We start from the raw sequence: 16,980 nt of genomic DNA on the forward strand, positions 1-16,980 counted from the left end.
TGGCTCAATCGGACAGCTGTTCCCTACATTCGCCCCCGAACAGGGCGTATCCCTCGTAGGTTCGGAACTCGGTGAGGTATGCCGACACGTCTCGGTGATCCCGAAAGACCATTACTCCGGTCTGTGTCTCCACTGTGGCGATCCGGGTGTCATAGATGGTGAAGGTGTTCAATGGCGCGGTCGGCATGTGGCCATCCAGGGGCATGACTCCGAGGTGGATATTAGGCAGTAGACTGATGGAAATCAGTCGGTCAATCTGCATGGCCATGGCTACCGGGGGCAGGAATGGCCACCTAACTGCCTGCTCGGTCAGAATGAACGTGAAGTGTTTCGACGCGTCATAAAGGACCGACTGTCGTTCCAGCTTCTTCGCGATTGCCTTGCTGTGGTCGCCGGGGATGTGGGCGAGACTCGCCCTCACATATTCGGGCGTTGCGAGTAGACCGGTGACCATGGACAGCAGGAAGTATCGGAACTCCTTGGACGACTTCTCGAAGCCGGCTAGCTCGTTCTGCTTCTTCTCCAACCCGGTACGGCGTTGCGACCAAGCATCTTGCCATTCACTGTTAGCGTTACGCGCAAGGGCCGCCACTCGGGAAACGAGGTCCGGGGGCGCATCCAATGCTCTGAGAATCAGCTCAACGTCGACCAGGGTCGGGGTTAGCTTCGCCCCTTCAATGTTGCTGATTTTCGTTTGACTCATGGCGCACCGCTGAGCGAGCCGGGTCTGAGTGATCCCGGCCCGCTTGCGAAGCGACTTCAGCGTCTCGGCTAGGTCGGCTCTGTACTGGCCTAGCTCTTCCGGCTCAAAGGTCAAGGCCCTTCACGTACTCCTCGAAGGGAACAGACTCGGCCAAGGCAATGCGCTGATATTCGAGGAACGGTGTCACGTCACCCTCGTACAGTTCGCGGCTGATCTGAGTGCCGTCCGGCTGGTAGTGCATGAGGACGACTTCTGCTTTGTCGAACATCCAGAAGTCCTCAACGCCCGGAAGCGGATTCTCGCGCTCGGTCACGTCGAGGATTCGAATGTCTTCCCCGATGGGGGCCTGATGGCGGTAGTACCTCTCGAACTCGAAGCGCAGGTAATCGGAGAGCGGTTGAGTCAGGATGTGCACTCGTCCGACACTTGCCCCGGATTCCCTACAGTGCCGGATCATTGCCGCCCAGGAATCCTCGTACGGCCCCGGAAACCGTTCACCGGCCAGGAAGCGGGAGAACTCTTCGGCCTCTTGCGGTACGCGGTACGCGGGCAGGGTTTCCAGTCGCCATGCCTCGCTCTGGAAGTCGCGGAACTTGGCCTGCCAGGCTTCACCAGCCAAGAGCACGAAAAGCCTCCCTCAGCACGCTTTCCGGGATCTCAACCAGTCCTTCGCCTTCGGGCGGCGTGAAGGCGTCCGACACGTCGCCCTGCACGACCAAGGTTCCTCGCTTCGTCAAATACAAATTGGGGCAATCACCCTGTCCGCACTCTCCGTTGCCGTTGCCGGTAAGGCGGGTCAGTTCCTCGCGGGCCATGCTCAAACCCCCTTGCGAATGGCCCCTGTTGGGGCCTGGTGGCTACGACCGTACGAGGGGCGGGAACGGTCGTCTACCCGAACTCGCCGATATTTGCGTGTTCGGGTAAGCCGGGAGTCAGGGCACCTCAGGGCTACGCACTGCCCTCACGGTGAGTGGCTGCCGCTTCCGCCTGCTGGGCGTGCCGACAAGGGCAGAGAACGGGGTGGCCTTGGAGGGCTTCTGAGACTCCTTCGGCAGCCTCTCAGGCAGGCCGAGGGCTCCTAGTGCCTCGCGCTGCTCTTGGAGGTTCATGCGGGCGAACAGGGCCGCAGCATCGTCAAGATGAGACATGCCAGCCCCTACGCGCTCGCCAGCGACAGTTTGACGGCGAACCCCAGGAACAGCACCCCGGCGGCCGAGGTGGCCCCTGCGCTGAGCGTCCTCCGACGCCGGAACGCGGCAGCTAGACGAGACCCACCGAAGATGAGCGCAGACAGGTACAACACGCTTGCCACCTGGGCGAGTACGCCTAGAGTCAGGAACCCCACTACTGGGTTGGACTCTGACACGAACTGCACGAAGAAGGCGATGAAGAACAGGATCGCCTTCGGGTTGACCAGGCTGACGACGAGGGCCCGCCGGAAGGGCCGCTCGTCGGCGGGTCCGGCCGCGGCGGGCGCGGCCTGCGCGCTGCGCTCGTGCCGGGTGCGCCACATGCCCCAGGCGGCACGCAGCATGCCGATCGCCAGCCAGGTGAGGTACCCGGCGCCCGCGTACTTCACGATGCCGAACAGCAGGGCGTTCCCCTTGAGCAGGGAGGCGACGCCGGCGGCCGACAGCGTCATCAGCACGGTGTCCCCGCACCAGACGCCCGCCGCCGCCGAGTACCCGGCCCGGACGCCGCGCCGGGCGGCGACGGACAGCACGTAGAGCGAGTTGGGGCCGGGGAGCAGGACGATGAGGACGAGTCCCGCCAGGTAGGTGGGGAGATCGATGACGCCGAACATGGCTGGAGTGTCGCACGGGGGTGCGCCGCCCGGGGAGGTGTTCCGGGTGCCGAGACGGGCGGCCGGCCGCCACCGTCGTCGCCGCCCCGCCGTCGCGGAGAGTGCCCCGGAGAGGCCGGGGGCCGCACCGGCCGCTGCGGGCGGCGGGACCGGCCGGGCCGCCCGAAGCGCTCGCGGCCCGCTCCTCACGGCCCCGACCGGGAGTGGACGTCGTCCGCCCCGGTCACTCGTCCGAGGAGAGGGCCGGCTCAGAAGGCGTCGCTCGGCACGTAGTTCCCCCACACCTCGCGCAGCGCGTTGCACACCTCGCCCACCGTGGCGCGGGCGCGCAGCGCGTCCTTCATCGGGTAGAGGACGTTGTCCTCGCCCTCGGCGGCCTTCTTCAGGGCCGCCAGGGCGGTGTCGACGGCGGCCTGGTCGCGTTCGGCGCGCAGCGTGGCGAGGCGTTCCGCCTGCTGGGCCTCGATGGCGGGGTCGACGCGCAGCGGCTCGTACGGTTCCTCCTCGTCGAGCTGGAAGCGGTTGACGCCCACGACCACCCGCTCGCCGGAGTCGGTCTCCTGTGCGATGCGGTAGGCGCTGCGCTCGATCTCGCTCTTCTGGAAGCCGTGCTCGATCGCGGAGACGGCGCCGCCGAGGTCCTCGACCTTCCGCATCAGTTCCAGGACGGCCGCCTCGACGTCGTCGGTCATCCTCTCCACGACGTAGGAGCCCGCGAAGGGGTCGACGGTCGCGGTCACGTCGGTCTCGTAGGCGAGGACCTGCTGGGTGCGCAGGGCCAGCCGGGCGCTCTTGTCGGTGGGCAGCGCGATCGCCTCGTCGAAGGAGTTCGTGTGCAGCGACTGCGTGCCGCCGAGGACCGCTGCCAGGCCCTGCACGGCGACGCGGACCAGGTTCACCTCCGGCTGCTGGGCGGTGAGCTGGACCCCGGCGGTCTGGGTGTGGAAGCGCAGCATCAGCGACTTGGGGTTCTTCGCACCGAACTCCTCCTTCATGACCCGCGCCCAGATCCGGCGTGCGGCACGGAACTTGGCGACCTCCTCCAGGATCGTCGTACGGGCGACGAAGAAGAAGGACAGGCGGGGTGCGAAGTCGTCCACGTCCATCCCGGCCGCGACCGCCGTACGCACGTACTCGATGCCGTCCGCGAGCGTGAACGCGATCTCCTGCGCGGGCGATGCACCCGCCTCCGCCATGTGGTAGCCGGAGATCGAGATCGTGTTCCACTTCGGGATCTCGGCCCTGCAGTACTTGAAGATGTCCGCGATCAGGCGCAGCGAGGGCTTGGGCGGGAAGATGTACGTGCCGCGGGCGATGTACTCCTTGAGCACGTCGTTCTGGATCGTGCCCGTCAGCTTCCCGGCCGGGACGCCCTGCTCCTCGGCCACCAGTTGGTAGAGCAGGAGCAGCAGCGCCGCGGGCGCGTTGATCGTCATCGACGTGGAGACCTGGTCCAGCGGGATCCCGCCGAACAGCACCCGCATGTCGTCGATCGAGTCGATGGCGACACCGACCTTGCCGACCTCACCGTGCGCGATCGGGGCGTCGGAGTCGTGGCCCATCTGCGTCGGCAGGTCGAAGGCCACCGACAGGCCCATCGTGCCGTTCGCGATCAGCTGCTTGTACCTGGCGTTCGACTCCGAGGCCGTACCGAAGCCCGCGTACTGCCGCATCGTCCACGGACGCCCGGTGTACATCGAGGGATACACCCCTCGCGTGAACGGAAACTCACCCGGCCGCCCCAGCTTCTGCGCCGGGTCCCAGCCCTCCAGGGCGTCCGGTCCGTACACCGGCTCGATGGGCAGACCGGACTCCGACTCGCGCGCCATGGTGTGTGCCTCCGCGTTCTGTGGTTACTTGCCAGTTACTCGCTGGTACGGCCGACCCTCGCGACGGACTGTAGCGGCGGCCGAGCGCCGGGTGCAGGGGCCCACGCTGGGACCTTGCTCACAGACCTGGCCCTGCCCCTGCCGCATGCGTTCCGCTTCTGCCGCTGCCGCGGCTTGTCGTGCTGATGCGCTTTCCGCTTCTGTTCCTGTTTCCCACCATGCCCCGTGGTTCGCCGCCGGTCACGGATGGAAAGACTTTCCGTGAGTGCCCGGGCCGCCACGGGGCCGGGCGGCCGCGAGGATCTCTGGGACAGCGGGGGGCCGCATGGGTGTCGGGGGCATGAGGAGGGCGGCCGTCGGCGTGGCCGCGGCCGTGGCGCTGACGGGGGTCTACGGCTGCACGGTGCAGCCCACGGGTTCGGGCGCCGCTCCGGGACCGGGCGGCGGCGCGGGCGCGGGCTCGGGTTCCGGTACGGCGTCCGGTTCCGGCTCGGCCGGGCGGCACCGCTCGCCCGTGCACATCGAGGTGCCGGGCGGCGGGAGGGCCGACGGCAAGAGCGGGAGCGGAAGCGCGGGCAGGAGCGGCGGGCCGGGCGGGAGCGCCCGCACCGCCCCGGCCGCTCCGCCCGCCGCCGGCCCCGTGCTGTGGTCGCGCGGCGACAGCGGGCAGGCCGTGCGGGAACTCCAGGCCCGCCTGCGGCAGATCGGCTGGCTGTCCCAGGGGCCGACCGGGACCTACGGCCCCGCGACGGAGCAGGCGGTCCGTGGCTTCCAGGGCAAGCGCGGTCTGCCGCGCACGGGACGCACCGACACCGTCACCTGGCAGCGGCTGCGCGGGATGACGCACGAGCCGGGCCGCTGGGAGCTGTACCTCATGGGCGGCCAGCCCGCCGGCGCGCCGGACCCGCGCTGTCTGACGGGCCGGGTGCTCTGCATCGACAAGACGACCCGGACCCTGCGCTGGATGATCGGCGGGCGGACCGTCTCGTCGATGGCGGTGCGGTTCGGCACGGAGGCCACACCCACCCGTGAAGGTGTGTTCCAGGTCTACTGGAAGTCACGTCACCATGTGTCGACGATCTACCACTCGGCGATGCCGTACGCGATGTTCTTCAGCGGTGGACAGGCCGTCCACTACTCCTCGGACTTCGCGGCCCGGGGCTACGCCGGCGGCTCGCACGGCTGTGTCAACGTACGGGACGAGACGGCGATCGCCCGCATGTTCGCGCAGGTGAAGGTGGGCGACAAGGTCGTCGTGCACTGGTGAGGCGGACGTCCGGGCCCGGGAGGGATGCGGGGCGCGGGCGGGACCGGGGGAACGTGTCCCGCCCGCGCCAGATGCACGAGCCGTAGGTACGGGGGGAACCCCGGCGTCGTGCAAGGGCCGATGACCAGTCGGCTCACTCAGTACTGCGTCGGTGCCGCCAAAAACGTCACACCTTGCCGGGAGAAATTTTTCGGTGACTGCGAAAGCGCAGGTCAGAGGCGTGCGGACGGGCGAGGCGAGGCCGCCTTCGCGGGCGGCGACGGTACGGCGGACGAGCGGGGCAGGACGCCCTCGCGCGGACGGCCGCCGTCCGGACGGCCGCCGTCCGGACCGCCGCCGCCGGGAAGCCCGCCGGAGCCGGCACCGCCGGAGGGACCGCCGTCCGCGTGACCCGCGTCGTCGTCACCGCCCCGGCCGCCCTTGCCGTCGCCGCGCCCCTGGTGGTCGCCCTGGCCGTTCTGACCGCCCTGGCCGTTCTGGTCCCCCTGGCCGTTCTGGCCGCCGCTGCCGGTCCCGCCCTGGCCGCTGCCGTTCCCCTGGCCCGACCCCTGGCCGCCGGCCGTCTTCAGGACGCCCTTGCAGTACGTCCAGACCCGCGAGGAGCCGCCCGCCGCGCTGTCCAGCACGTGCTTGCGGCCGGTGTCCAGGATCTTGCCGTCCCGCAGGTCCCGGCACGCGGCCGACAGCCGGCCCCAGCGACCGGCCTGCCCGCCCTGTCCGGCCCGGTCGCCGTCGCCGACGGCCGGGGAACCGCGCCCGTCCGCGCCGTCGCCGTCGCGAGCGGTCGCCGAGGCGTCACCGGCGGACGCACCGGCCGTGACGCCGGCGTCGGGTGTCGGCGCCCCGGAGCCGTCGCCGCTCCCCTCCCCGCTCCCGGCGAACGGCGGCGAGGGACGGGCCGACGTGGCCGAGGGTGAGACGGACGCGGCGGGTGCGGGCTCGTCGCCGCCGAACGGGGTCGGCAGCACGCCGGTCGTGGCCGCGGCGGCCACCCCGCCGAGGGCGCCCGCGGCCAGGGTGGCGGACAGGGCCAGGCGGACCGGCCGGCCCAGCCGCGGACCGGGGCGCCGGGAACGCGCGGAGTTCGCCCGCGACCCGTTCCGGGACGTGTGCGCGGCGAGCCGGACGAGCCCCGCGTCGGCGGACGGGGCGGCGCCGTACCGGCCCGCGGCCTCGGCGGACGCGGCCACGGCCTGCCCGGCGCGGGCGTCGGCCCGCTCGGCGCGGACCTTGCGGAAGGCGGCGAGCGCGGCCGCCTCGCCGGGCAGTTCGGCCGCGGCGTCGGAAGGAGGCACGGCGGGCGCGGCGGACAGGGCCCCCAGTACGTCGGCGAGGCGTTGCGCCTGGTCACGGACGGTGACGTCGCCGGTGTCCGGTGGCTCTCCGCGGAGCAGGCGCTCCGCGGTGTCGCGGTCCAGCCATCGGTACTGCTCGTCGGCCATCACATGTCCTTCTGCGTCCGGGCGCGCGTATGCGTCACACCGGCGGACGTCACCGCGTGGCCGCGCGGTTCTCGCGGGGGCGACATCGCGCTGAGCGCGTCGGCGGATTCCGGATCGTCGCCGAGCAGCTCCGCCAGCCGTTTCAGACCGCGGTGCGCGGCGGTGCGCACGGCGCCCGGTCGCTTGCCGAGCGTCTCGGCGGCGGTCTTGGCGTCCAGACCCACGACCACGCGCAGCACCACGGCCTCGGCCTGGTCCTGGGGCAGTTGCGCGATGAGGGAGAGGGTGCTGCCGGTGGTCAGCGCCTCGATGGCCTCACCGGCGGTGTCGGAGGCGGCGGCCCGGTCGGCCAGTTCCGTTTCGTCGCCGCCGATGGCGGGGCGGCGCCCGCGCATGCGTATGTGGTCCAGGGCGCGGTTGCGGGCTATCCGCGCGGCCCAGCCGCGGAAGCGGTCGGCGTCACCGCTGAAGCGCTCGAGGTCGCGGGCGATCTGGAGCCAGGCCTCGGAGGCCACGTCCTCGGCGTCCGGCTCGCCGACCAGGGTGCGCAGGTATCCGAGCAGCCGCGGGTGCACGGCGCGGTACACAGTCCGGAACGCGGTCTCGTCCCCGGTCTGCGCGGCAAGCACCGCGGCGGTCAGCTCCGCGTCGTCCCCCAGCACCCCGTGGTTCCTCAGTAGATCGAGCAGGATCGTCGCGGCATCGCGGCCGTCGGACGTGCGGTGATCATGCATCTTCCGCACCCGGCGCGAACGGCACGTTACGGCCTGAAACCGCCTCTCGTCCATGACCGTACAACGTGCAACCAACCACTCGGGAGCCGAGGTGTGACAGAAAACGCACTCATGGCGCTGAAGGAGATACGGGCCGCCGCGCGGCCCGTGCCGCGCGACGGCCGGGGCCTCTCCTGTGGGGGGTGGCGGCCCCGGCCGTTGCTTTGGCCAGGGCGTCCGTGACGCCGTGGTGCCGCAGGGCCCCCGCTCGGCCCCGGTGCCGCCCGGGGCTCCTGCCCACTCCCTTTTCCGCGGGGCCCACGCCCGAGCCGGGCGCCGCCCCGCTCGTTCACTCCGGCGCCCTCGGCCCCCGCGGGTCGTCCCGCGGCTCACCGGTCTCGGCGAGGCGTTCGGCGAGACGTTTCAGCCCCCGGTACGCGGCCGTGCGCACCGCGCCGGGCCGCTTGCCGAGGACGCGGGCGGCGGCGGGGGCGTCGAGGCCGACGACGACCCGCAGCAGCACGGCCTCCGCCTGGTCGGGCGGCAGGGTGCGCACCAGGTCGAGAGCGTGCGCGGTGGAGAGCGATTCCAGCGCCTGCTCGTACGTGCCCAGCGGACCGGCCAGGCGGAGCACGTCCTCCTCGTCCGGCGCCGCCGCCCGGGGCCGTACCCGCCGGCGCCGCAGGTGGTCCACGGCGCGGTGCCGGGCGATGGCCGCCGTCCAGGCCCGGAACCCCGCCCCGTCGCCGTCGAACCGGGCCAGGTCCCGGGCGATCTCCAGCCAGGCGTCGGAGGCCACGTCCTCGGCGTCCTCGCCGACGAGCCCGCGGAGGTAGCCGAGCAGCCCGGGGTGCACGATCCGGTACGCCACCGCGAACGCGTCCTCGTCCCCCTGCTGGGCCCGCGCGACCGCCGCGCCCAGTTCCCCGTCCGACGCGTGCGTGCGACGGGGCTCCCCTCGCTGGCCCAACGCTGTCCTCGTTCGTACCGGGTGCGAAGCGGGCTGCGCCGGAGCCGCACCGTGTCACAGGACGGACGGTGCGTCACCGCCCATGGTCATCAGCGCCGGGCCGCACCGAAGTGTCACAGGCCCCGGCGCCCTCGGGGCCCGGCGGTCACCCCCGGACGCGAGCCCGGCGGGACACCGCCGCCCGCAGGACCCGGCGCCCCTGTGTCGAGACCTCCCGGGCCTGCCGCAGCCCGGCGGCGCCGTGCCCGGTGAGGAGTTCGAGGACGGTGATCTGACGGCGCAGTTCGGCCGCGGCCAGCGGCGACAGGCCCGTGCCCGGGGCGTCGGCCGGTGCGGCGGCCCCGGCGGGGTCGAGGAGCCGGTGGATCCGCAGGGAGGCGGCCGAGCAGGCGTCGGCCCACTCCCGTACGGCGGCGGCGGACCGGACGGCCGGGGCGGCGTCGAGCATGCGGCGGGCCAGCAGCGCCGCCTCGTCCCCGGCGGGCCCGCCCGGACCCGTGGCGCCGAGCGTGCCGCGCGCCCGCTCCAGCCGCGCTCCCCAGTCGCCGCCCTCGTCCGTGAGCGCCCCCCACAGCGGGCGCAGCACCTCGTCGTCACCGCCGAGCAGCGGCACGCACCGGTCCAAACAAGCCAGACCGCTGGCGGCGAGGCCGCGTTCGTCGGCCCGCGCGATCAGTTCCACCAGGCTCATCCACGCCCCCTCGGCAGACCGCCGACCTCAGCAAAGACCGCACCGTCCGGTGCTGCGTGCGGCCGCCCCGTAGTGTCACACGGCCGTCACACCCCGTCGAGGGGGAGCGCAGAAGAAAGATTCCGGCCAATCCGGTGCGTGGGCCCCTCTCAGTCCAGGCGGTCCGCCAGGGCCTTGAAGTCCGTCCAGGACAGGGGCGGCCGGCCCGGGTCCCACAGCTTCTGCACGGTCGCCCGCAGCGGCAGGCGGATGCCGGCGGCCACCTGCTCCTGGGTCTGGGAGTGCGCCAGGTCGCACCAGACGGCGAAGCTGCCGCCCAGGATCTGGGAGTCGTACCGGGCGGGCACCGCCTCGGTGCCGCGCAGCACCCGCGGGGTCCACTGCTCGTAGATCCGCTGCCCGGTCGGGTAGACGAAGGTCTGCGGCTGGCCGAGGACGTAGTAGAGGAACTCGTCGTTGTAGTTGATCACCTTGCGGCCGGCGGCCAGGTACTCGGCCGGCGGGCGGGCGCCCAGCTCCTTGCCGGTCCAGTAGGCGGCCTCGATGTCCTGGTCCGGCCGCACGGAGGCGTTCCGGAAGAAGCCGTCGTTCCAGGCGCGCGGGGCGCGGCCGTGGCCGCGGACGGTGGCGGCCCGGTCGTTCAGCCAGCCGGTCGTGAGGTCGGCCACGGTGCCGCCGGAGCCGTAGGCCCTGCGCGCGGCGGCGGCCAGCTGCGGGTAGGACGCCTCGGGGCTGCGGACGGTCAGCGCCTGGTACTCGTCGCCGCCCAGGTGCCAGTAGCCGCCGGGGAAGACGCCCGCGAACTCGTTCAGGAGGTCGTCGACGATCCGCGCCGCGCCGTCCTTGGAGATGTCGATCGCGCCCCTGGTCGCCACGCCCTGCGCGTTGCGCAGCTGCAGATCGGGGTGGGCGGCGATCACCGCGCCCAGGTGGCCGGGCGAGTCGATCTCGGGCACGACGGTGATGTGCCGGCCGGCGGCGAGGTCGACGATCCGCTTGACCTGCGCCTTGGTCAGGTGGTCGGGGGAGACGATCTCCGGGTGCGTCTCGGACTGGAGGCGGAAGGCCTGGTCGTCGGAGAAGTGCAGGCCCAGCTCGTTGTACTTGAGGTCGCCCAGCTCCCGTATGCGGTCCTCCACCCACTCCGCGGTGAACGGCTTGCGCGCGATGTCCAGCATGAAGCCGCGCCGCGGCTTGGCGGGCGCGTCGTCGACGACGCCCTCGGGGGCCGTGCCGCCCGCGTGCACCTCCTGCTTGAGGGTCCGGGTCCCGTAGAAGACGCCCGCGTCGGAGGGCGCGGTGATGGTGACCCGGCCGCCGCGCACGGTCAGGGAGTACGACTCCGGGTTCGCGCCCCGGCCGCCGCCCAGCGCCAGCCGTACGTCGCCGTCCCGCGCGTCGTCCGCCCGCCCCGCGTAGGTCAGGCCCAGCTCACCGGCCAGCAGCTTCCCCTCGTCGGCGAGGGACACGTCGCCGACCACCACCCGCCGGCCCGGTGCCGGGCGCCAGCCGGGGCCGCGGGCGGGGGTGTGCGAGCGCACGGCGGGAATGGTCCGCGGCGCCCGCGAGAGCGGGTAGGTCCTGCTGGGAGCGGGCGGGGTCGGGGACGCGGTGGCCGTGGCCCCACTCGCCACGTCCGCCGGTCCGCCGTCGTCGCCGTCCCAGGCCCACACGCCGAGACCGGCGCCGAGGCCGACCGTGGCGGCGAACGCCCCGCCGACCAGTAACCATCCGTGCCGCGGTGTGCGCGCCGGGGCACGGCGCCGCCTGTGCTGACTCACGCGGCCAACTTACGGCCTCGTCCCGCGCCGGGTGTCCACGAGCCGCTCCCGAACTCTCCCGTCCGGGTGAAATCCGGGCACCGGCCGGACACGCCGGGAACACTCCCGGTAACGTGGCGGCACAGTTCGCACCCTCCCCTGCCGACTCATCCGGAACGCCCGTCAGCGGGCGCGCCGGTTTCCCACGCCGAGGACCCACGCTGCCCGCGCAGAACCTGGAGCACTTCAACACCGCCCCGCCCGACGAGGCCCGCCGCGTCCTCCTGGCCTGCCTGCGCAGTCCGCGCTGGGCCCGGCGCGTCGCCGCCCACCGCCCCTACCCGGACCTGTCCGCCCTGCTGGCGGCGGCGGACGAGGCGGTGTACGACCTGGCGGCGGCCGAGCTGGCGGAGGCGGTGGCGGCGGAGCCGCTGCCCGTGCTGCCCGAGGACATATACCTGGCCGCCTCCACGGCCCTGAGCGCCGCGTACGCGGCCTACGAGGCAAGATTCGGACACACGTTCGTCATCTGCCTCGGCACCGTCTCCCCCGCCGAGACCCTCGACCACCTCCTGGCGGCGATCCGGTCACGATTGACGAACGATCCGGAGGACGAGCGGGTGGTGACGGCGGAGGAGCTGCGCCGCCTGGCACGGGACCGGCTGCTGCGGGCCACCCGGGGCCGCGACCTCGCGACCAGCCCCGACGCGCCCGCGGTCGGCGCGTGAGCGGCCGCACCCGCCCGGTGGCCGCCCGACGCTCACCCGTACGTGCCCCTTTGCGTGCCACTTCGATCACACCGGCAGGCCCGCTGTCAGCACCGCTCTCACACGTCGCTACGATGCTGGGGGCCGGTGGACCGTACCCGGCCGGGCCCGACCGACAGTGAAGCCGGCGCGGCCCTAGTCCCCGCTCCCGGAGGGTTCTTCCGTGCCGGCTGGAACGCTGTACCGCGGCCGGGAAGGAATGTGGTCCTGGGTGGCTCACCGAGTCACCGGCGTCCTCATCTTCTTCTTCCTGTTCGTTCATGTGCTGGACACCGCGCTCGTCCGCGTGTCTCCCGAGGACTACGACAAGGTCGTGTCCACGTACAAGACCCCCATCGTCGCGTGCCTGGAGTACGGCCTCGTCGCCGCCATCCTCTTCCACGCGCTCAACGGTCTCCGTGTCATCGCCGTCGACTTCTGGGCCAAGGGCGCCCGCTACCAGAAGCAGATGCTCTGGACGGTGGTCATCGCCTGGTTCGTGCTCATGGTCGGGGCGATCTACCCCGTCCTGGGCCACGCCGCTCGAGTCGTCTTCGGGAGCTGACGCCGCATGTCCACCACTGAAACCACCGCTTCCGGCATCGGCCCGGTCGAGGGCGCCTCCTACAACGTCGACAACCCGGCGCCGCTCATCGAGGCCCCGCGCAAGCGCACCAAGAAGACGCCCCGGTCGACCCGGGGCAACTTCGAGATGTACGGCTGGCTGTTCATGCGCCTGTCCGGCGTCGTGCTGGTCGTCCTCGTCATCGGCCACCTGCTCATCCAGCTCGTCCTGGACGGCGGTGTCTCCAAGGTCGGCTTCGCCTTCGTCGCGGGCCGCTGGGCCTCGCCCTGGTGGCAGGTCTGGGACCTGCTGATGCTGTGGCTGGCCATGCTGCACGGCTGCAACGGCCTGCGTACCGTCATCAACGACTACGCGGAGCGCGCGAACACGCGGCTGTGGCTGAAGGGCCTGCTCTACACCGCCACGGTGTGGACCATCCTGCTGGGCACGCTGGTGATCTTCACCTTCGACCCGAACATCCGCTAGGCACGGGGCTGAGGTAATCCACTCATGAAGATCCACAAGTACGACACCGTCATCGTCGGCGCCGGCGGCGCCGGTATGCGCGCCGCCATCGAGTCGACCAAGCGCAGCCGCACCGCCGTGCTGACCAAGCTCTACCCCACCCGCTCCCACACGGGCGCCGCGCAGGGCGGCATGGCCGCCGCGCTGGCCAACGTGGAGGAGGACAACTGGGAGTGGCACACCTTCGACACGGTCAAGGGCGGTGACTACCTGGTCGACCAGGACGCCGCCGAGATCCTGGCGAAGGAGGCCATCGACTCGGTCCTCGACCTGGAGAAGATGGGCCTGCCGTTCAACCGGACGCCGAACGGCACGATCGACCAGCGCCGGTTCGGCGGGCACTCCCGCAACCACGGCGAGGCCCCGGTCCGCCGCTCCTGCTACGCGGCCGACCGCACCGGCCACATGATCCTCCAGACGCTGTACCAGAACTGCGTCAAGGAGGGCGTGGAGTTCTTCAACGAGTTCTACGTCCTGGACCAGCTGATCACCGAGGTCGACGGCGTCAAGAAGTCGGCCGGTGTGGTGGCGTACGAGCTGGCGACCGGCGAGATCCACGTCTTCCAGGCGAAGTCCGTGATCTACGCCTCCGGCGGCACCGGCAAGTTCTTCAAGGTGACCTCCAACGCGCACACCCTGACCGGTGACGGCCAGGCCGCCGTCTACCGGCGCGGGCTGCCGCTGGAGGACATGGAGTTCTTCCAGTTCCACCCGACCGGCATCTGGCGCATGGGCATCCTGCTCACCGAGGGCGCCCGCGGTGAGGGCGGCATCCTGCGCAACAAGGACGGCGAGCGCTTCATGGAGAAGTACGCGCCCGTCATGAAGGACCTCGCCTCCCGCGACGTCGTCTCCCGCTCCATCTACACCGAGATCCGCGAGGGCCGCGGCTGCGGTCCCGAGGGCGACCACGTCTACCTCGACCTCACGCACCTCCCGCCGGAGCAGCTGGACGCCAAGCTGCCTGACATCACCGAGTTCGCGCGGACCTACCTGGGCATCGAGCCGTACACGGACCCGATCCCGATCCAGCCGACCGCGCACTACGCCATGGGCGGCATCCCGACCAACGTCGAGGGTGAGGTCCTGGCGGACAACACCACCGTCGTCCCGGGCCTGTACGCGGCCGGCGAGGTCGCCTGCGTCTCCGTGCACGGCGCCAACCGGCTGGGCACCAACTCGCTGCTGGACATCAACGTCTTCGGCCGCCGGGCGGGCATCGCCGCCGCGGAGTACGCGCAGAAGGCGGACTTCGTCGAGCTGCCGGAGAACCCGGAGAGCCTCGTCGTCGAGCAGATCGAGCGGCTGCGCTCCTCCACGGGCACCGAGCGGGTGGCCACCATCCGCCGCGAGCTGCAGGAGACCATGGACGCCAACGTCATGGTCTTCCGCACCGAGCAGACGATCAAGACGGCGGTCGAGAAGATCGCCGAGCTGCGCGAGCGCTACAAGAACGTGGCGATCCAGGACAAGGGCAAGCGGTTCAACACCGACCTCCTGGAGGCCATCGAGCTGGGCAACCTGCTGGACCTGGCCGAGGTCATGGCGGTCTCCGCCCTGGCCCGCAAGGAGTCCCGCGGCGGTCACTACCGCGAGGACTACCCGAACCGCGACGACGTCAACTTCATGCGCCACACCATGGCGTACCGCGAGGTCGGCGCCGACGGGTCCGAATCCATCCGTCTCGACTACAAGCCGGTCGTCCAGACCCGCTACCAGCCGATGGAGCGTAAGTACTGATGGCAACCCCTGTTCTGGACAAGGCGGACGCGGCCGGGCAGCCCGAGCCGGGATTCGCCGACTCCCCCTACATCACCGTCACCCTGCGGGTCCGCCGGTTCAACCCGGAGGTCTCGGCGGAGTCCACCTGGGAAGACTTCCAGCTGGAGATGGACCCCAAGGAGCGTGTCCTCGACGCGCTGCACAAGATCAAGTGGGACCACGACGGCACGCTCACCTTCCGCCGCTCCTGCGCCCACGGCATCTGCGGCTCGGACGCGATGCGGATCAACGGCAAGAACCGCCTCGCCTGCAAGACGCTGATCAAGGACATCAACCCCGAGAAGCCGATCACGGTGGAGCCCATCAAGGGCCTCACGGTGCTCAAGGACCTCGTGGTCGACATGGACCCGTTCTTCCAGGCGTACCGGGACGTGATGCCCTTCCTGATCACGAAGGACACCAACGAGCCCACGCGTGAGCGGCTGCAGTCGGCCGAGGACCGGGCGCGCTTCGACGACACGACGAAGTGCATCCTGTGCGCGGCCTGCACGTCCTCCTGCCCGGTGTTCTGGAACGACGGCCAGTACTTCGGTCCGGCCGCCATCGTGAACGCCCACCGCTTCATCTTCGACAGCCGTGACGAGGCGGGCGAGCAGCGCCTGGAGATCCTCAACGACAAGGACGGCGTGTGGCGCTGCCGCACCACCTTCAACTGCACCGATGCCTGCCCCCGCGGCATCGAGGTGACGAAGGCGATCGCGGAGGTCAAGCGGGCGCTGATCACCCGCCGCTTCTGAGGCCGCAGCCTTCCGGTACGTCCGGCCGAGGCCCCGTCCCCCTGGGGGGCGGGGCCTTCGGCGTTCCTGCGCCGGGCGGGTGACCTGACGGCCCCTCCCGCGGGGTGTGCGCGGGGGCGCACGGCGGGGCCGTACCTAACCTGATCACATGTCAGATGACGAGTCGTACGAGCTGCTCGGGTTCGACAACGTGCTGCTGGCCGTGGGCGATCTCGGCGAGGCCGTGGGGTTCTACGAGCGGGCCGGGTTCGCGGTGGCGTTCCGGCTGGACGAGGCGGGGATCGCGGGGCTGAAGGTGGGCGGTGAGACACCGGGGATCCTGCTGCGCGCGGAGGAGGCGCTCGGGCACCGCCCGCCGCCCTGGCACACGCCGCGGCTGTGGCTGGAGGTCCCCGACGCCCGGGCGGCGGCCCGGGCGCTGTCGGCGGCCGGGATCGAACCGCTGGACGAGCCCGCCGCCCAGGCCACCGGCTGGACCGTGGAGATCGCCGACCCCTGGGGCAACGTCCTGGGCCTCACCGACTACACCAAGCGCCCCGAACTGGGCCGCCGCCCCTGAACGGCCGCCCGTCCGGGCCTCGCCGGCCACTGACTAGGCTCTGACCGTGCCCGAGAAGAAGAGCCCCGACAGCAAGAGCGACGGCAGCGACGCGCCCCCGGCCGCTTCGGCCGCGGCCCCCAGCAAGTCCGAGCAGACCCGCGCCCTGATCCTGGAGACGGCGATGCGGCTGTTCCAGGAGCGCGGCTACGACAAGACGACCATGCGGGCCATCGCCCAGGAGGCCGGGGTCTCCGTCGGCAACGCGTACTACTACTTCGCGGGCAAGGAGCACCTGATCCAGGGCTTCTACGACCGGATCGCCGCCGAGCACCAGGAGGCCGTGCGCGGTGTCCTGGCCCGGGAGAGCGATCTGGAGGCGCGGCTGGCGGGCGTGCTGAAGACCTGGCTGGACATCGCCACGCCGTACCACGAGTTCGCCGTCCAGTTCTTCAAGAACGCGGCCGATCCCGACAGTCCGCTCAGCCCCTTCTCGCCCGAGTCGGAGCACGCGCGCGTGGAGGCCGTCAGCGTCCACAAGCAGGTGCTGCACGGGGCGCGGACCAAGGTGCCGGCGGAGCTGCGCGAGGCGCTGCCCGAGCTGATGTGGCTGGCCCAGATGGGGCTCGTCCTCTACTGGGTGTTCGACCGCACCCCGGGGCGTGAGCGCAGCTACCGGCTCGCCGAGCGCGGGGCGCGGCTCACCGCGCGGGGGGTGTCGCTGGCCCGGTTCCGGGTGCTGCGCCCGCTGGTGCACGAGGTGCACGAGCTGTTCACGGACTTCCTGCCGGGGATGACGAAGGCGCTGCCGGATCCGGCGGGCCGGGGCCGCAAGGACGCGTGAGGGGCCCGGCCCGGCGTGCCCCTCACGCGCGCCGGGCCCGCGCCGCCCCAAGAGCTGCGCACCA

The 16,980-nt window shown here is 71.6% G+C and carries 18 protein-coding genes; 8 read left to right on the plus strand and 10 right to left on the minus strand.

All coding sequences use genetic code 11. The annotated features are described in order from the left end of the window. Positions 1-4 precede the first annotated feature (4 nt). The 5 genes from AC6I72_RS12125 to AC6I72_RS12145 all read right to left on the minus strand — a co-directional run bounded on the left by AC6I72_RS12125 (position 5) and on the right by AC6I72_RS12145 (position 4,336). Positions 5-817, minus strand: a complete 813-nt coding sequence (locus AC6I72_RS12125) for a helix-turn-helix domain-containing protein (RefSeq protein ID WP_498000795.1) — start codon at positions 815-817, stop codon at positions 5-7. Further along, positions 807-1,328 carry a DUF6879 family protein gene (locus AC6I72_RS12130; protein ID WP_498000796.1) on the minus strand — a complete coding sequence of 174 codons (522 nt, stop codon included), beginning with the start codon at positions 1,326-1,328 and terminating at the stop codon, positions 807-809. The genes AC6I72_RS12125 and AC6I72_RS12130 overlap by 11 nt, the downstream gene beginning before the upstream one ends. Beyond that, positions 1,312-1,518: a hypothetical protein gene (locus AC6I72_RS12135; protein ID WP_498000797.1), complete on the minus strand. Its 207-nt coding sequence runs from the start codon at positions 1,516-1,518 to the stop codon at positions 1,312-1,314. The genes AC6I72_RS12130 and AC6I72_RS12135 overlap by 17 nt, the downstream gene beginning before the upstream one ends. 341 nt (positions 1,519-1,859) lie before the next feature. After that, on the minus strand, positions 1,860-2,507 hold the full coding sequence (gene leuE / locus AC6I72_RS12140; protein ID WP_498000798.1) for a leucine efflux protein LeuE: 648 nt from the start codon (positions 2,505-2,507) through the stop codon (positions 1,860-1,862). A gap of 248 nt (positions 2,508-2,755) precedes the next feature. Further along, positions 2,756-4,336 (minus strand): acyl-CoA mutase large subunit family protein, encoded by a 1,581-nt coding sequence (locus AC6I72_RS12145; protein ID WP_498000799.1) that lies wholly within the window; start codon positions 4,334-4,336, stop codon positions 2,756-2,758. Between the two features lie 340 nt (positions 4,337-4,676). On the opposite strand from AC6I72_RS12145, the gene AC6I72_RS12150 reads away from it, so the two are divergent. After that, on the plus strand, positions 4,677-5,603 hold the full coding sequence (locus AC6I72_RS12150; RefSeq protein WP_498000800.1) for a L,D-transpeptidase family protein: 927 nt from the start codon (positions 4,677-4,679) through the stop codon (positions 5,601-5,603). 212 nt (positions 5,604-5,815) lie between these two features. On the opposite strand, the gene AC6I72_RS12155 is transcribed toward AC6I72_RS12150, so the two are convergent. The 5 genes from AC6I72_RS12155 to AC6I72_RS12175 form a co-directional block, all read right to left on the minus strand. Then, entirely contained in the window at positions 5,816-7,045 is a 1,230-nt protein-coding gene (locus tag AC6I72_RS12155; RefSeq protein WP_498000801.1) for an extensin, read from the minus strand. Next, complete coding sequence (locus AC6I72_RS12160; protein WP_498004664.1) at positions 7,045-7,707, minus strand: RNA polymerase sigma factor; 663 nt, start codon at positions 7,705-7,707, stop codon at positions 7,045-7,047. The genes AC6I72_RS12155 and AC6I72_RS12160 overlap by 1 nt, the downstream gene beginning before the upstream one ends. Positions 7,708-8,107: 400 nt before the next feature. Then, on the minus strand, positions 8,108-8,728 hold the full coding sequence (locus AC6I72_RS12165) for an RNA polymerase sigma factor (protein WP_498000802.1): 621 nt from the start codon (positions 8,726-8,728) through the stop codon (positions 8,108-8,110). 145 nt (positions 8,729-8,873) lie between these two features. Next, entirely contained in the window at positions 8,874-9,419 is a 546-nt protein-coding gene (locus tag AC6I72_RS12170; RefSeq protein WP_498000803.1) for a hypothetical protein, read from the minus strand. A 149-nt stretch (positions 9,420-9,568) separates the two neighbouring features. Continuing rightward, positions 9,569-11,200, minus strand: coding sequence for a beta-N-acetylhexosaminidase (locus tag AC6I72_RS12175; protein WP_498000804.1), 1,632 nt, complete (start codon positions 11,198-11,200; stop codon positions 9,569-9,571). Between the two features lie 113 nt (positions 11,201-11,313). On the opposite strand from AC6I72_RS12175, the gene AC6I72_RS12180 reads away from it, so the two are divergent. The 7 genes from AC6I72_RS12180 to AC6I72_RS12210 all read left to right on the plus strand — a co-directional run bounded on the left by AC6I72_RS12180 (position 11,314) and on the right by AC6I72_RS12210 (position 16,916). Further along, positions 11,314-11,907, plus strand: a complete 594-nt coding sequence (locus AC6I72_RS12180) for a 2-oxo-4-hydroxy-4-carboxy-5-ureidoimidazoline decarboxylase (protein ID WP_498000805.1) — start codon at positions 11,314-11,316, stop codon at positions 11,905-11,907. Positions 11,908-12,109: 202 nt separating this feature from the next. Further along, positions 12,110-12,490 (plus strand): succinate dehydrogenase, cytochrome b556 subunit, encoded by a 381-nt coding sequence (gene sdhC, locus AC6I72_RS12185; protein ID WP_078884248.1) that lies wholly within the window; start codon positions 12,110-12,112, stop codon positions 12,488-12,490. A gap of 6 nt (positions 12,491-12,496) precedes the next feature. Continuing rightward, positions 12,497-12,976, plus strand: coding sequence for a succinate dehydrogenase hydrophobic membrane anchor subunit (locus AC6I72_RS12190; RefSeq protein ID WP_037861021.1), 480 nt, complete (start codon positions 12,497-12,499; stop codon positions 12,974-12,976). Between the two features lie 24 nt (positions 12,977-13,000). Next, positions 13,001-14,755 carry a succinate dehydrogenase flavoprotein subunit gene (gene sdhA / locus AC6I72_RS12195; RefSeq protein WP_498000806.1) on the plus strand — a complete coding sequence of 585 codons (1,755 nt, stop codon included), beginning with the start codon at positions 13,001-13,003 and terminating at the stop codon, positions 14,753-14,755. Then, a complete protein-coding gene (locus tag AC6I72_RS12200) occupies positions 14,755-15,534 on the plus strand; it encodes a succinate dehydrogenase iron-sulfur subunit (protein WP_037861016.1) in 780 nt (259 codons plus the stop codon). Before sdhA ends, AC6I72_RS12200 begins: the two co-directional genes overlap by 1 nt. Before the next feature lie 148 nt (positions 15,535-15,682). Continuing rightward, the gene (locus tag AC6I72_RS12205) at positions 15,683-16,093 is read left to right on the plus strand and encodes a VOC family protein (protein ID WP_498000807.1); all 411 of its coding nucleotides are present in this window, start codon (positions 15,683-15,685) and stop codon (positions 16,091-16,093) included. 46 nt (positions 16,094-16,139) lie between these two features. Then, the gene (locus AC6I72_RS12210) at positions 16,140-16,916 is read left to right on the plus strand and encodes a TetR/AcrR family transcriptional regulator (protein ID WP_498000808.1); all 777 of its coding nucleotides are present in this window, start codon (positions 16,140-16,142) and stop codon (positions 16,914-16,916) included. The last annotated feature ends 64 nt before the right edge of the window (positions 16,917-16,980 follow it).

It is taken from the genome of Streptomyces sp. Xyl84 (assembly GCF_059731885.1).